Origin of the sequence: Cohnella sp. LGH, from assembly GCF_017671885.1 — a bacterium.
Classification (GTDB): Bacteria; Bacillota; Bacilli; order Paenibacillales; family Paenibacillaceae; genus Cohnella; species Cohnella phaseoli.
On the sequence record NZ_CP072117.1, the window covers coordinates 3,357,431 to 3,371,357 of the forward strand.

Here is a 13,927-nt window from a genome sequence, read left to right on the forward strand (position 1 = left end):
GAAATTAAAGCCATGTTTTTGCAAGCAATTCTCTGGCGTAAGAGGTTTGAACCTCCCGAAGCTGTTGAGTGGCGATAGTTTCTATAATCTGGCCGTTGAGAACGATCAGCAGACGGTCGCACAAATACGCTGCGGCCTGAATGTCATGGGTGATGAAAATGTAGCCTGTGCCGCTTTCTCTTCTCAACCTGCTTAGCAGTTCCAGAATCTGCATTTGTACCGAACCGTCTAGAGAGCTGATGGCCTCATCGAGGAGAATGCAGGCGGGCTCCGTCGAGATCGCCCTCGCGAGACACACCCGTTGGGCTTGTCCCCCCGACAGCTCATGCGGATACTTGGGCAAAAAAGACTCGTCCAGTCCAACCTGCCGCAGCAAAAACCGGATTTTTGTCCCACGCGTCGCAGGCGGCTCGTTCAGCAGCTCCAATGGCTCCAGCAGCGCCTTCTCTACGGTGTAAAACGGATTGATCGAGGAAGTGTAGTCCTGAAACACTGCACTCAGACCTCCCTTCCTCCTACGACGACCCGACACAGGCAGTCCGTCGAATGTAACGGTTCCGCTATCGGGCGGCTCGATACCAAGCAGCAATCGGCCAAGCGTCGATTTTCCGCTTCCGCTTTCACCGATGACGCCAAGGCTTTCACCCTTCTCCCATTCCATCTCGATGTTGGAAAGCACTTGACGTCTCTCTCCCCCAAACCATCCGCCTGAACTATAGAACTTGTTCACGCCGCAAGCCTTCAGTATCGTCCCCACCTCCCATCAGCCGATTAAAGCTCCGTTTCAGCTCCGCTTTGGCGGCGACGAGATAACGCGTATACGGATGCTGCGGCGCGGCAAAAAGCGCATTAGCGCGACCGCGCTCTACAATTTCCCCCTGTCTCATGACCAGAACCTCGTCGGCCAAGCGTTTAATTACGGACAAATCGTGCGAGACGAACAGCATCGAGACGCCCATCCGATCTCTCAGCCGAGCAAATTGCTCTACGACCTCATACTGGGTGGACGCATCGAGCGCCGTCGTCGGCTCGTCCGCAATGAGCAAATCAGGCTTCATGACAATCGCCAGCGCGATCATGACTCTTTGCAGCATACCGCCGGACAGCTCGTGCGGATACCTCTTCCAGATTGAGACGGGCTGCGCAAGGCCGACGCTCTCAAACGCTTGCCTTAGCCTGTCTTCCGACTGCTCGCGGCTCCAGGACTGATGCAGCCTGAGCGTCTCCTGCAGATGAGCGCCGACGGGACGGCTCGGATCGAAAGCGCGCATGCCGTTCTGCATAATTAGACATATCCGCTTCCCTCTTGTTCGGCGCATTTCTTTTTCCGTCAATGAGGATAGCTCGCTTCCGTTAAGCACAATGCTGCCGGATTGCGCAATTCCCGGCTGGAGCAGCCGCATCAGTGCCCGGCAAGTGAGAGATTTCCCGCTGCCGCTCTCTCCGACGATGGCCAGGCATTCGCCGCGCCGGACCCGGAAGGAGCTGCCGGCGACCAACGCTCTGCCCGTTGTCGTCTCCCAAACCTTCAACTGCTCAACTTCCAAAATCGAATCCTTCATCGTCAAGCGGTCTCCCTCCCTTGCAGCTTAAGCCCCGGCAGGGAACCCCTTCGCGACCTCGCCCCCCGACCGGCGGTCAGCAGCTTGGGGTCCAGAGCCGTCTGAAGCGAATCCGTCAAGAAATTAACGGCGGCAACGATCAGCATGATCGCCAGTCCCGGCGCCATCATCAGCTCCGGCTTCACGAACATGACCGACCTCGCTTCGTTCAGCATCATTCCCCATTCTGCATACGGCGCCTGAATGCCCAGACCTAGAAATGACAGCCCGGATACCTGCAGCATCATCGATCCGAAAGCGCTGCTGGCAATGACCGCAATCTCCGGCAGCGATACGGGAACGACATGCTTCGCCATGACGCGAAGGTGTCCGGCACCAAGCGTCTTGGCAAACCTGACGTAATCGGCGTCCGAATATTGCAGAACCGCCGCCCGAATTACCCGAGCGAACCAAGCCCACTTCATGGCAATAAAAGCGATCAGAATATTGTCCAGTCCGGTGCCCAGTACGCCTACGATCGCAAGCGTCATCACATATCCGGGAAAAGAAAGCATGACATCGCAGATTCGCATAATCGCGCTGTCGATTTTCCCCCGAAAGTAGCCTGCAATAAAGCCCAGCACAGCTCCGAGAAAAACGCAGACTAGCAGCGCTCCCAGCACCCAAAGCACACTTGGTCGAATCCCATAGATCAGCCTGGACAACACGCAGCGACCCAAATGATCGTTGCCTAGCCAGTAGGTCCAGGAAGCGCCGGCGAACTTTAATTTCAGCTCGACCTCGTTGGGGTCATGCGGAGCCGCCCAGGGCGCGCATGCTCCGACGGCCAGTACGACCGTGATGAAGCTTAGCGATGTAAAACCGATCCGATCCGCCATCAGTTGCTTGAACAGCTTCATTTACAACGCCTTCCTTAGTTTGGGATCGACCGCCGCGCTCACTACGTCGGATAAGGTGTTACACACGACAAACGCAGCGGCTAGGACAAGGACATAAGCTTGGATCATCGGAAAGTCGCGTCCAAGAATCGATTTGACTGTCAACGTGCCAAGTCCCGGCCATGCAAAGACGTTCTCGATGACCACCGTGCTACCCAGCAAGGTGGGGACGGCAAGGCCGAAGACGGTGACGGCGACCTGCAAAGAATTGCGCAGAACCCGCCGCGTAATGCGCCACTCCGTCCAGCCGCAGGCTCTGGCGTACAACACGTAATCCTCGTGCATGTTGCCGAGCATAGAGTTGCGGATCATCCGAAAATACGTGCCGGCGTATCCGACCGTAATAACGGCGACCGGTAGAACATAGCTGGACAACCCCTCCATACCGTTTGTCGGAAACCAGTCGAGCTTGACCGAGAAGTACCAGATCATGAGCGCAGCCAGCCAGAAAGCGGGCATTGAGGTCAGCAGGAACGAGGCGCCCCGAATCGACAGATCCAGCGCCCTGCCCGCACGCAGCGCACTGGCAACGCCCAGAGCGACGGAGGTCAGGACGATGAGAACGCTGGACGCGAGCGTCAGCTTGAGTGTATTCAGGAGTGCCGGGCCGAGCAAGCTCCAGACCGGCTTAGCCGTCACATAGGAGACTCCGAAATCCAGCCGAAGACACGAGGCGAGCCATTCGGCATACCGAACAAGCAGCGGGCGATCCAGTCCCAGCTCTGTCCTAGTCTTCTCGATCAGCTCTGCGGTGACCGTCGGTACGCCCTGAGCGCGCAGCACAACTTCCGCCGGATCCAACGGAGACAGCTGATTCAGCGCGAAAGTCAAGAAGGAAACGACGACCAGTAGCGGAACGGCCAACAACAAGCGCTTGAAAATATATATGCCCATTTATTTGATTCCTCGCAGTCCGCTTAATCAAAGAACAGCTTCTCGAACGGGAGCTCATACTGGGTCTGCTTAAACGTAATTCCCTTCAGATTCTTCGAAGCCACCACCGTCACCTTGCCGTTGGTAAGCGGGATAAAGACCGCCTCGCTGTGAACGAGGGTCAGAATATCCGCATATAGCGCCTTACGGGCCTCTTCATCAATCGACACCATTACCTCGTCAATTTTGCGATATAGCTCTTCCGCTTGCGGAATGCCGCTCGTCGAATGGAGATAGGAGGCTTCGGACGCGAATGCGGAAATCGTGCTTTGCGGATCGTAAGCCAGTCCCCACGTTTGATTAAATAGTAAATCGTAATCGCCAGAAGCTCTGCGGCTGGCGATAGAATTCGATTCTTCTCCGACCAGTTCCAGCTTCATGCCCAGCTTGAGTGTCTCAGCCTGAAGCCACTCCGCCTGAGTCTTCTGCGAAGGAGAATTCGCGTCGTAGTATAGCTTGAGCTCCAGCGGCTTTCCCTCTTTTGCCCGCGGCGCCCCCTCCGCATCAGCCTTCCAGCCTGCCTGCTCCAGCAGCGCTTTGGCCTTCTCCGGATCGTAGGCGCGAATTTGCAGCGGGACGTCCGCATAATTCACATTGGCGGAGAACAACGTTTCGGCAGGCGTTTCGGTGCCGTTGAAAATGCTCTTGGAGATCGCATCGCGATCGACCGCATGCCAGATCGCCTCTCTTACCGCTTTCTCTCCCACCGGACTGTCCATGCGGCTGGTGTTGGCAACGATCATTTTCGTATTCATCGGTTCGCTGCGCACGATCTGATAATCTCCGGTCTGGACAAGCCGCTCCATCGCATCTACATCGACGCTGTCCGCGCCCCGGTCGTCGGTGAACGCGAAGTTCACCTCTCCCTTCTGCAACGCCAACAGCGTCGTTTCGCCGGAAGGCAGCACCTTGGCCGTTATTTTACCGATCTTGGGCGCCCCGCCCCAATACTGCTCATTGGCCTCGAACCGGGCGAACTGTTCCGTCACATGCTCCGCCAGCTTGTAGGGTCCTGTTCCGTGGTAGCCGGCAACGCCGTCTTTTGTCTCGCCGTTCACAAAATCGTTCGGCGATAGGAACACGTACGGACGGGTCATCGACAGCTCCAACAGCGTCGGATAATACGTCTCCGTCAAGGTCAGACGAACCGTATACTCGTCGATTACGGCGATCTCCTTCATCTTTGTCGACAGCTTAATCCAAGCGTGCTTTCCGGCATTTCTTTGCACCGCCTCCATGTTCAGCTTGACCGCTTTGGCATTAAACGGCGCGCCGTCATGGAAGACGACGCCTTGACGAAGCTTAAACGTATACACTTTTCCGTCCTCGGTAATTTCCCACGATTCGGCCAGAAGGGGCTTGATGCCCTCCGATGTGTTTTCGACCAGCGATTCATATACGATACCCTGCGCGGGCATGGAGCCTGGGTATAAATGGGGATTCATATCGTTGATGTCCTTTGCTGTGGCATAGACAAGTTCGGGAGCTTCGCCCTTACCGTCCCCGGAAGCGGCGTTATCAGCGTGGCAGCCCAGTACCAGAGTCAAGGTGAGTAATGCGATAAATCCTTTCAACTTTTTAAGTAACAACAAACTTCCCACTCCTTATTCGTAATTATTACTATTAATTGACGTCATTATAAATAGTAACTATTACGATTAAGGAAGTCAATCATTCTTTCACAATGCGGCGACGAAATGCTAGTCTTCCGCCGCACCTGCAAGCAGCAGCTGCGTATAGGGATGACGCTTGGAATCCCATAGATGCCCTTTCGCGAAATCATCGACGATGCGTCCTTCCTGCATGACGAGCAGCCTGTCGCACAACTTTGCCACCAATGCGATATCGTGAGATATGAACAAGATGGACATATCGCTTTCACGTTGGAGCCTCTGCAGCAGCTCTATAATCCGGGCTTGGGCCGTTACGTCGAGACTCGAGGTCGGCTCGTCGCATACGAGAAGCTTTGGATTCAGGCCGATCCCCCGCGCGATGCCGACGCGCTGCCTTTGTCCGCCGCTCAGTTCATGAGGATAGCGATCCATATGCTCGGACGATAATCCGACGCGCACCAGCAGTCGCTCCGCCAGTTCTCTCCTGTGCGATATTCTCCTCGTTGCATAGAACGCCACGGCCTTTGCGTAATTGTCTAACGGCTCAACGACGGAACGCCAGATCGGCAAGCGATCGTTCAAGGCCGCCGTCGCATCCTGGAAGACGACCTGGATATGCTTGCGCAGACGTCGCAGATCGCCAGGGCTGGCACGAAGCAGGGATTGCCCGTCGAACCACACTTCCCCTGCGTCCGGCCGCTCAAGCGCGAGAAGCAGACGGACTAACGTGCTTTTTCCGCTGCCGCTTTCCCCGACAAGTCCGATACTTTCCCTCATTTCCATCGAGAAGGAAACTCCATCGATTGCGGCCACCTTATCCATTCCGCTCCGGTAGCTTTTGAACAGCCCTTCCACGCGCAATATTTCAGGCATGCGTAGCTCCCCCTTTGGATTCGATCGACTCGCTGAGGGTTGGGACAGCCAAAAGAAGCTCTTTGGTGTAGGGATGCGCGGGCCGTCGCCATATTGAGGGAGCATTCCCCCTCTCCACAATTCGGCCTTGACGCATAACGGCAATGCGTTCCGCCCTCCGGCGTACAAGACGAAGATCATGAGTGATCATTAGCACTGCGCAGCCGGTCTGCTCTTGCATTCTGGCCAACAAATCCATAATCCGCGCCCCGGTAAGTACATCTAACGCGGCCGTAGGCTCGTCGGCGATCAGCAACGAGGGGCCAGTCATCAGCGCGGCCGCGATTGCCGCGCGCTGCCGTTGTCCCCCGCTAAGCTGAAACGGATAACTGGCATATGCTCTTTCAGCGGGCAGGCCGACTTTATCCAGCCAATCGTGAATATATGCCTTTGCTTCGTTGGTCGTCATCCGTCTGTGGGTCAGAAGAGCCTCTTTGAGCTGGGATCCGATTTTCAGGTAGGGTGTAAAGCTGCCCTGATAATCTTGAAAGATCCAGCCAATGTCCTTGCCGAGAAGGCATCTGCGTTCCTTTCGTTTCAGTTCGTGCAAGCTGAAGCCCTCGAAACGAATGCCGCCGCTGGCTCGAATCGTTCTCGGGAGCAAGCCGCCGATCGCGGCCGCGGTCAGACTTTTGCCGCTGCCGCTTTCTCCGATAAGCGCGAGCATTTCCCCTCTAGCAATGTCGAAAGCGACTTCGTTAACGAGCGTTCGTTTCGTCCGACGATGATCTAGCTCTAAACACAGCCCCTCTACTTCGAGAACCGTACGTTGTCGCGTATCCTTGAACGACAGGGATTCGGGTCGGAATTGCTCCGACTCGCCGCTTTTTGTCTCCTTCGGCATCCTGTGCCTCCTTTTCTCGGCTTATTCGCGCATGCGCTTCCCTCGTACGTCAAGCGCGTCGCGAACGCCATCGCTCAGCAGGTTGCAAGCCAGAACCACGAGTAGAATGCTGAGCCCGGGATACAGCATCAATAGAGGCTTTGCTTGAAAAAACGAGCGTCCATCGTTCAGCATTGCCCCCCATTCCGGCGAAGGAGGCTGGACGCCAAGTCCCAGATAGGACAACGCCGAGATGAGCAGAATCGTTCTGCCGACGTCCGCCGCCGCCATAATCGCCAGCGGAGAAGCGATCTGCCGCAGCAAGTGGCGGCGAATAACGGTCCAACCGGAGCTTCCGGCGACGATTGATGACTGCACGTATTCCTTACTCCGCTCTGCCTGAACGACGCTCCTCACAAGACGCGCGTAGCCGATCCATTTCACGCAGGCAATAGCCAGCAGCACGTTAGCCAGACCTGGTCCGACAAATCCTGCGACCGCGACCGCGATTAGCATTTCGGGCAGCGCCCCGATTCCATCCGTCACCCTCATCAGAACGGTGTCCAGTCGGCCTCCCCAATAGCCGGAGGCAAGACCGACCGGCACGCCGATCGCCGCGACCGCGACGATAACGGCCGCCGACAGCCCCAGCGTAATGGGCGTGCCGGCCATCAATCTAGACAGCAGGCAGCGACCGAGATGATCCGTCCCGAGCGGATATTGCAGGCTCGGGGGCTGCAAGCGATCGGACATCTGGATCAGCAGTGGATCATTCGGAGCCAGCCAAGATCCGAAGCATACCAGCAGCAAAAAGAGGCCAATCAATGTCATTCCCGCTGCGATCATCGGATTGATGCTTCTGCTTCTCGGAAAGAACTCTTTCCTCATTCGTCACGTCTCCTTATCAGCCGGGTTCTTGGGTCAAGAGCCGCTACGCCGATATCCGACAGCCAGTTGGCAACGAGGAAAAAGACGCCGCAGAAGAGCACATAGCCCTGAACGACAGGGTAATCGCGAAGACGGATCGCCTCGATAGCCATCCCTCCCAACCCGGGCCAGCCAAACAGCGATTCAGTCACAACGGAGCCTGCCATAAGCGCGCCTAGACTGATACCGGACACCGCTACAATCGGAATGAGCGCGGCTCGCAATGCGTGACGAGACGTAATTCTCCATTCTGCCAACCCCCGTGACCTTGCCGCTCTTACGTACTCTTGTGCAAAGGCTTCCAGAAGTCCCGCCCTCAACAGACGTATGTATTCTGGAGCCATGACGAAGCCAAGCGTAAGCGAGGGGAGAATAAGATGAAGCAAGCTGCCATGCCCCATTGCAGGCAGCCAGTTAAGCCGATAGGCAAACGCGTAGATCAGGAGCAAAGCTAGCCAGAAGCTGGGAACCGACGCGCCGAGCAGCGCGATTGTACGGCTGAATGCGTCGGGCAGCCTCCCTTCGAATTTCGCCGCCAGTACGCCGAGAGGAAACGAGATCAGGACAAGCGCCAGCATCGCGCCGACGGCAAGAGATACGGTTGCGGGAAGCCTCTCTGCGAGCAAATCCCAGACGCTCCGATTGCTTATCAGCGATTTCCCCCAATCCAGACGCACTATTTGCGACAGCCAGCTTCCGTATTGCTCGTAAACAGGGCGTTTCAATCCGAGGGACTCGCGCAGTTCCGCTTGCTCCGTCTGGGAAAGCGAGCCGTCGCTTGCCCTTGCAATCGCCAGCACAGGATCCCCCGGCGCCAGCTTCATGAGGATAAACGTCAGCAGGCTGAGCAGAAACAACACAGTCGCCAGTTGTATCGATCGATAGGCGAACTGCTTCAGCATTTTATCTCACATCCAGTTTGTTCGTCACAATATAGAATTCTTCAGCTCCGGGATTCCAGCCCGTCACCTTCTGACTCAACCCGACGAGAATGTTAGGATGTATAATGTAGGAGTGAGGCAAGGCTTCGTTGATCGTCTTCACCGCCATTCGGCTGAGCTCGTTTCGTTTAACGGTATCACCTGTTCGGTTCAGTTCCTCGAGGATCGGTTCCAGCCCTTCGATTCGAATATTGGTAGGATTGTAGGCTCCGCCCGGCACATAAGTCGAATTCAGGAACGAGCCGCCGTCGCCGCGAGGTGCCGTCAAATAGCTGGAGGTTGACAAATCCCACTCTGCATTGCTTTTAATATACTCTTCGGGATATTCGACCGATACGATCTCCACCGTAATTCCCAGCTTCGCAGCTTCGGATTGAACGAGAAGGGGAATAAGCGGCAGCTCGGGATTGATGCCCATAAAGGCAATCAGCTTGAGCGTTAGAGACTTGCCGTCCTTGGCCAGTTTCCCATCCGCTCCTTTTGTATAACCTGCGCTTTCCAGCAAGGCTAGCGCACCTTCCGGGTCGAGCTTCTGCGCCTCGTTTACGCTGCCGAATAGCAGCTTGGGACTGAAAGGACCGCTAGCAGGCAGCGCATGACCGAGCATGATGTCCGAGACGATCGCATCGCGATCGATCAGCTTGTCTAGCGCCTGTCTGACTCGAATGTCGGTCACGTTGGCGCTGACTGGATTGTACGTAAAGTAATGAGTGCGAAGACTCGTAACCGATTGAACGGACAGCTCAGGATCGCCAGCAATTGCATCTAGCGTCTCCGGAGACAGGTGGTAGACGATATCCGCCTGCTTGGACTGGAATGCAAGCGTTCTCACGCTGGCGTCGGAGTTGAATTGAAACTTGACGGTTGCAACCTTCGCTTTGCCGTCCCAGTAATCTTCATTGCGGACAAGATCGAGCTCCTTTCCGGCGACGAACCTTGCAACCTTGTACGGCCCCGTACCGACGGGAGCCAGATTAAAGGCTTCTTTACCCATCCCCTGTTCTGCGGCAATGCTGACAACGCTAGCCGTCGGATGGACCAGTTCGGTCGGAAATGCAGGATGAGGCTCGGATGTGACGAATGTCAATTGCTCCCCGTCTGCCGCAATGGACGCAATTTTCAGCGAGGCGGCCAGCGCCGGGCTGTCAGCAACTCCCCTCTCGAACGAAGCTCTGGCGGCTGCCGCATCCAGCGGGGTTCCGTCCTGGAAGCGGATACCCTTGCGCAGCGTAAACACCCAAGTCAGATCATCTTTGGCCTCCCACTTCTCAGCCAGCCACGGTACGATTTTCATATTCTCGTCCAAGCGTACGAGAGTCTCAGTTACTCCCCCTCTAAGCGCAGTCCAACCGATGTGAGGATCCAACGTGTCGACGGGAAGGCTATGGATAATCGTAACCCCTTTGACTTCCCCTGAGATATCCGCGGATTCTTGGACTTGTGCGGCTTCCGAAGCGGACGTAGATTTGGAGGCCGGCGAGTCTTTGCCTTCTCCGTTCGACGAGCACCCCGCTATTCCTGCAACTAGGGAAAGAATCAACAATAACCATGCAGTGGCGGTTTTCTTTCGAAGACTTGACACCATTCGGATACTCCCTTTCTCTTTTAATTTCCTTCAAATTTTAACCATTGCTTTCGTTGAATTCTATGACCCCTAAGAGCTAGACGAAGTTTTAATTTTGTCTAACTTGTGTCTAATTTTCCCTATCGCCTCTATCACGACGCAGTGTAACGAATTCGTCATAATTGCGCTCTTATATGACACGTTCGGGTTATTTCAAGACCCCTCAGGGATGGCATAAAGTGAAAGTACAATCATCCAAAAGGAGGCCGCGCCCAGTGAGTCACTCTCACATTCTGATAGTTGACGAAGAACAGCAGAGCCGAAGCACTTTAAGGCGGTACTTAACAAGCGAAGGCTTCGATGTCAAGGAGGAAGCCGACGGATTAGATGCCCTTCGCCAAATTTTGAACGAGCGTTTCGATCTCGTCGTGCTAGATACGCATTTGCCAGGGATTAACAGTCTGGAACTGTGCGCAATCATTCGAAGCGAGAGCAATATCCCCGTCGTATTCGTCTCCGGAACAGAAGGCGAACACCAAATGATAGGCGGCTTCGAGGCGGGAGCGGATGATTTTGTCCTTAAGCCGTTCAGCCCTCGCGAGGTCGTACACCGAATTAGCGGCATTCTGAGGCGAACTTCGGCTCAATCGCTTCATCGAGAAAAGCAATCCGCCAGCAGCTTGATCGTTCTGCCTCGACTCAGCCTGGATCCAAGAGCGCGAAAGATTACAGTGGACGGGGTAATTTTGGATCTAACCTTGAAAGAGTACGACCTGCTCCACTATTTGGCCGCGCATTCGGGTAAATCGTTTTCCAGAGAACATTTGATCGGAGCCGTTTGGAAGTACTTTTATGAGGGGGACTGCAGGACGGTAGACACCCATATCAAGCGGTTGAGGGAAAAAATGAACGCGGCAGCGCCCGGTTCAGGAAAGCTGATTCAAACGATAAGGGGATATGGTTACGGCATCACGCAGGTTTGAATATCGGAAGCGCCCCCAACACTGACATGCAGGGGGCGCTTATTTTAATCGCTCTATTTTCGTAAAGTTCTCGAAACTTCTTCTGTATATGGGGCTAAATACAACTCGCGAACCTCGTGACGAATCCAGCTCATCAATCCCATGATAAGCAACAAAACCGTCAGTGAAGAGACGAACAGCTTGCGTGAGTCGGCTTTGTACAGCTTGTACATCAGAGCGACAAGCACGAACGCTAGAGCAACTGCAGTTCCTAGCAGCGACGTGTGAAATAGCGATCCGCCCAGAAAGCTGGAGCGCACACCGGAGTTCATACTCAGCAGCAGCAACGGTCCGGCAATCAACTGCAGCAGCGTAAACAGAAGTGCCGAGCCCTTACCGAACTTCCGCGCCAGTGCATATACCGGATTGTCTTCTTGACGGCTCTTTCGTTTCCCCCACCAATACATATACATGCCGATAACTGCAAATCCTGCGGCCATAAAATGCAAATAACGCTGCCATATCGTGGGATAGCGAAACAAAGAATCGAAAAAGCCTTTGGATCCGTTCCATAGCTCAGGCTGAAGCATCGAAGCGACGTTGGTAATAAACAGCAGCGGCACGAAAAGCAAAATCGCCGTTCCCGAAATTCCGAAAACCAAATGGAGCTTTTTGCGATTTTGCCACCGATGCCAGGTGAACTTGTAGACGTAGAGCAGCAAAAACGAGACAATGAGCAGCGGAATCAGCATGAGCCACCATTTGCCGATCATGATCGTCGACGGATAAAAAAACTGAGTATAAATCGTGCTGATGACAAGCAGCGGAGCGACGCCAAGCACGACCGCGATGCTTTTGTGAATGGCAACCATCGTAGCCAGTTGCAAAGCCAGCTTATCGGCGATGTCATCGCGTTTTCGTATACCCACAATCTCGAGCAGTACGGCATAAACTGCGCCGCCGACCGTTATGTTGACATAAATCAAATGAAGAATGAAAGCGACGACGATTAGCACCTCGAACATAGGAAGATTGCCCGGAATCGCTAACCCCAGATCATTGGGAACCGGGGATTCTGCTTTGAGATAGAGTTGCATATAGGAATGCTCCTTTTAATTCTTTTGCGGCATATCGGAGGATTGCCGCTTGATTTGATGATCCGCTTGAGAATCGCCGTTTTTTCGAGCAACGACGTCGGCCAGATAAGCTGCCACCGCTTCAAGCTCCTCTTTTGTGCCTGCAAAAGGGGGCATGACCTCTCTAACCAGATGCATGGAAGGAATAAAGCCAATAAGCGCTTCCTCACTCCATCCGTCGATTCGCTCAGTCATCGCTCGACTTCTGCGTACGCCGTCAATGCTATGACAGGCCAGACACTGCATGGCGAAAATCTCCTCACCGGCCTCCATTTTGTTCTCTTCCGTCACTTCTTTGATTTTCGCGAATTTGGCATGCTTCAAAAAACCGTCCTTGGCATACTTTTCCATATCCGCCTTGAGAAGGCCGTTAGCATACATGTAATTGTAAATGACGTAAGGCTTGCGAATATTTTCGCGCACGATCTCGAATTCGGTGATCAGGAGCAGCGAGAACACTCCGGTAAACAGAGTAAGCGCAATAGGAAATTTGGGCTTCCCATCCAACAACGTTACCGCGAGAACAAAGATCAGAAGCAGGCCTCCGATATTCAACCAGATAAATGCCGATTCACTCATGCCGGATGCCCATTTGACAAGCGTCTGCGCTTTGTCCGGCAAGCTTCTTAAGTACCAAAACCCGCTAAGCAGCATGGCGGGAACCGAAACGGCCAGCCATTTGCCGAAGATTCTCTGGACAATTGCACGGTCTCGAGTACTCTTGACCAGCCACCTGTTGAGCACATGAAGCACGGCTACCCCAAGCGCGATTGCTGCGAACGTACGGAAGATCGTCGATGGAACCCAAGTCGGGTTAAAGAAGGCGTCCCAGAACGACAGCGTTTCCACCCAGTTGCCAGGGTTGATTTGCGCTGCCAGAATGCCAGTAATGATGACCAGCGTCAGCCAGGACATCACGCACAGCGCAATTCCGATACGCAGATGCTTGGTTCTATCCGCTCCCTTCCATCTGTCCCAGGTGTAGAAGTATGTGAGCAGCAGCACAACCTCTGATACAAATACGAGCCACTCCGTAAACCACGCCCAGTGGAAAATGCGAAGCAGAGATCCGATAGCGTCGGGTAAAATTACCGTAGTCGTAAACCAGATTCCAACACCTGTCATTGCCCCCGCCGTTGTTGTAATAATCATGATCCACTTGCTCAGCGTACGGGCATATCTTTCCAAAGCCGGATTGTTGTCCTTGTGGGCCCGATACTCGATTGATACCATCAGCACGCACCCTCCGATCGCCACCGCATGATTGATCATGACGTGAAGCACGGCCATCATCCCGATCAGATTGCCGTTACCCAACCAACCGAAATCGATCGTTGGAAAATTCAAGCTTATCCCCTCCTCGTTATCAAGTCCCCAGTATAACGAGCCGAGTCGCAACAAAAAATGACCAGAAGTAGCCATTTTCTTCGATTTTCACGATTGATTTATGAATACATTGTGAATAAGACAAATTTACTTCGTTTTTCTTTTCCTTAAACGTGTTTACTCTATATTTCACTAGCCAATAAGAGTTAGCCACTTCGAGCCAGGCGGCCAGAACCTCTCATAAAAATAGCACCAAGTGGTCATGGAAACCGAAATTGACACAATGCTAA

The 13,927-nt window shown here is 54.1% G+C and carries 13 protein-coding genes; 1 reads left to right on the forward strand and 12 read right to left on the reverse strand.

Translation table 11 applies throughout. From position 1 onward, the window contains the following. Window positions 1-4: 4 nt before the first annotated feature. The 10 genes from J4772_RS14245 to nikA (J4772_RS14290) all read right to left on the reverse strand — a co-directional run bounded on the left by J4772_RS14245 (window position 5) and on the right by nikA (J4772_RS14290) (window position 10,234). Window positions 5-748, reverse strand: coding sequence for an ABC transporter ATP-binding protein (locus tag J4772_RS14245; protein WP_209077152.1), 744 nt, complete (start codon window positions 746-748; stop codon window positions 5-7). Beyond that, complete coding sequence (locus tag J4772_RS14250; protein ID WP_209075723.1) at window positions 714-1,562, reverse strand: staphylopine uptake ABC transporter ATP-binding protein CntD; 849 nt, start codon at window positions 1,560-1,562, stop codon at window positions 714-716. Before J4772_RS14250 ends, J4772_RS14245 begins: the two co-directional genes overlap by 35 nt. Before the next feature lie 2 nt (window positions 1,563-1,564). After that, window positions 1,565-2,461, reverse strand: coding sequence for a staphylopine uptake ABC transporter permease subunit CntC (opp1C, locus tag J4772_RS14255; RefSeq protein ID WP_209075724.1), 897 nt, complete (start codon window positions 2,459-2,461; stop codon window positions 1,565-1,567). Further along, complete coding sequence (opp1B, locus tag J4772_RS14260; RefSeq protein WP_209075725.1) at window positions 2,462-3,394, reverse strand: nickel/cobalt ABC transporter permease; 933 nt, start codon at window positions 3,392-3,394, stop codon at window positions 2,462-2,464. Window positions 3,395-3,417: 23 nt separating this feature from the next. Further along, entirely contained in the window at window positions 3,418-4,968 is a 1,551-nt protein-coding gene (gene nikA / locus J4772_RS14265; RefSeq protein ID WP_371822900.1) for a staphylopine-dependent metal ABC transporter substrate-binding lipoprotein, read from the reverse strand. A gap of 165 nt (window positions 4,969-5,133) precedes the next feature. Beyond that, window positions 5,134-5,919 carry an ABC transporter ATP-binding protein gene (locus J4772_RS14270; RefSeq protein WP_209075727.1) on the reverse strand — a complete coding sequence of 262 codons (786 nt, stop codon included), beginning with the start codon at window positions 5,917-5,919 and terminating at the stop codon, window positions 5,134-5,136. Beyond that, the gene (locus J4772_RS14275; RefSeq protein ID WP_209075728.1) at window positions 5,912-6,802 is read right to left on the reverse strand and encodes an ABC transporter ATP-binding protein; all 891 of its coding nucleotides are present in this window, start codon (window positions 6,800-6,802) and stop codon (window positions 5,912-5,914) included. The genes J4772_RS14270 and J4772_RS14275 overlap by 8 nt, the downstream gene beginning before the upstream one ends. A 21-nt stretch (window positions 6,803-6,823) precedes the next feature. Continuing rightward, a complete protein-coding gene (nikC, locus tag J4772_RS14280; RefSeq protein WP_209075729.1) occupies window positions 6,824-7,669 on the reverse strand; it encodes a nickel transporter permease in 846 nt (281 codons plus the stop codon). Further along, the gene (nikB, locus tag J4772_RS14285; RefSeq protein WP_209075730.1) at window positions 7,666-8,610 is read right to left on the reverse strand and encodes a nickel ABC transporter permease; all 945 of its coding nucleotides are present in this window, start codon (window positions 8,608-8,610) and stop codon (window positions 7,666-7,668) included. Before nikB ends, nikC begins: the two co-directional genes overlap by 4 nt. A gap of 1 nt (window position 8,611) precedes the next feature. Next, a complete protein-coding gene (gene nikA / locus J4772_RS14290; RefSeq protein ID WP_209075731.1) occupies window positions 8,612-10,234 on the reverse strand; it encodes a nickel ABC transporter substrate-binding protein in 1,623 nt (540 codons plus the stop codon). Between the two features lie 254 nt (window positions 10,235-10,488). Here nikA (J4772_RS14290) and J4772_RS14295 point away from each other — a divergent pair, with 254 nt between their 5' ends. Continuing rightward, on the forward strand, window positions 10,489-11,196 hold the full coding sequence (locus tag J4772_RS14295; RefSeq protein WP_209075732.1) for a response regulator transcription factor: 708 nt from the start codon (window positions 10,489-10,491) through the stop codon (window positions 11,194-11,196). Window positions 11,197-11,249: 53 nt separating this feature from the next. Here J4772_RS14295 and J4772_RS14300 read toward each other — a convergent pair whose 3' ends face one another. Next, complete coding sequence (locus J4772_RS14300) at window positions 11,250-12,272, reverse strand: cytochrome ubiquinol oxidase subunit I (protein ID WP_209075733.1); 1,023 nt, start codon at window positions 12,270-12,272, stop codon at window positions 11,250-11,252. A 15-nt stretch (window positions 12,273-12,287) separates the two neighbouring features. Further along, window positions 12,288-13,658: a c-type cytochrome gene (locus J4772_RS14305; RefSeq protein WP_209075734.1), complete on the reverse strand. Its 1,371-nt coding sequence runs from the start codon at window positions 13,656-13,658 to the stop codon at window positions 12,288-12,290. Window positions 13,659-13,927 lie beyond the last annotated feature (269 nt).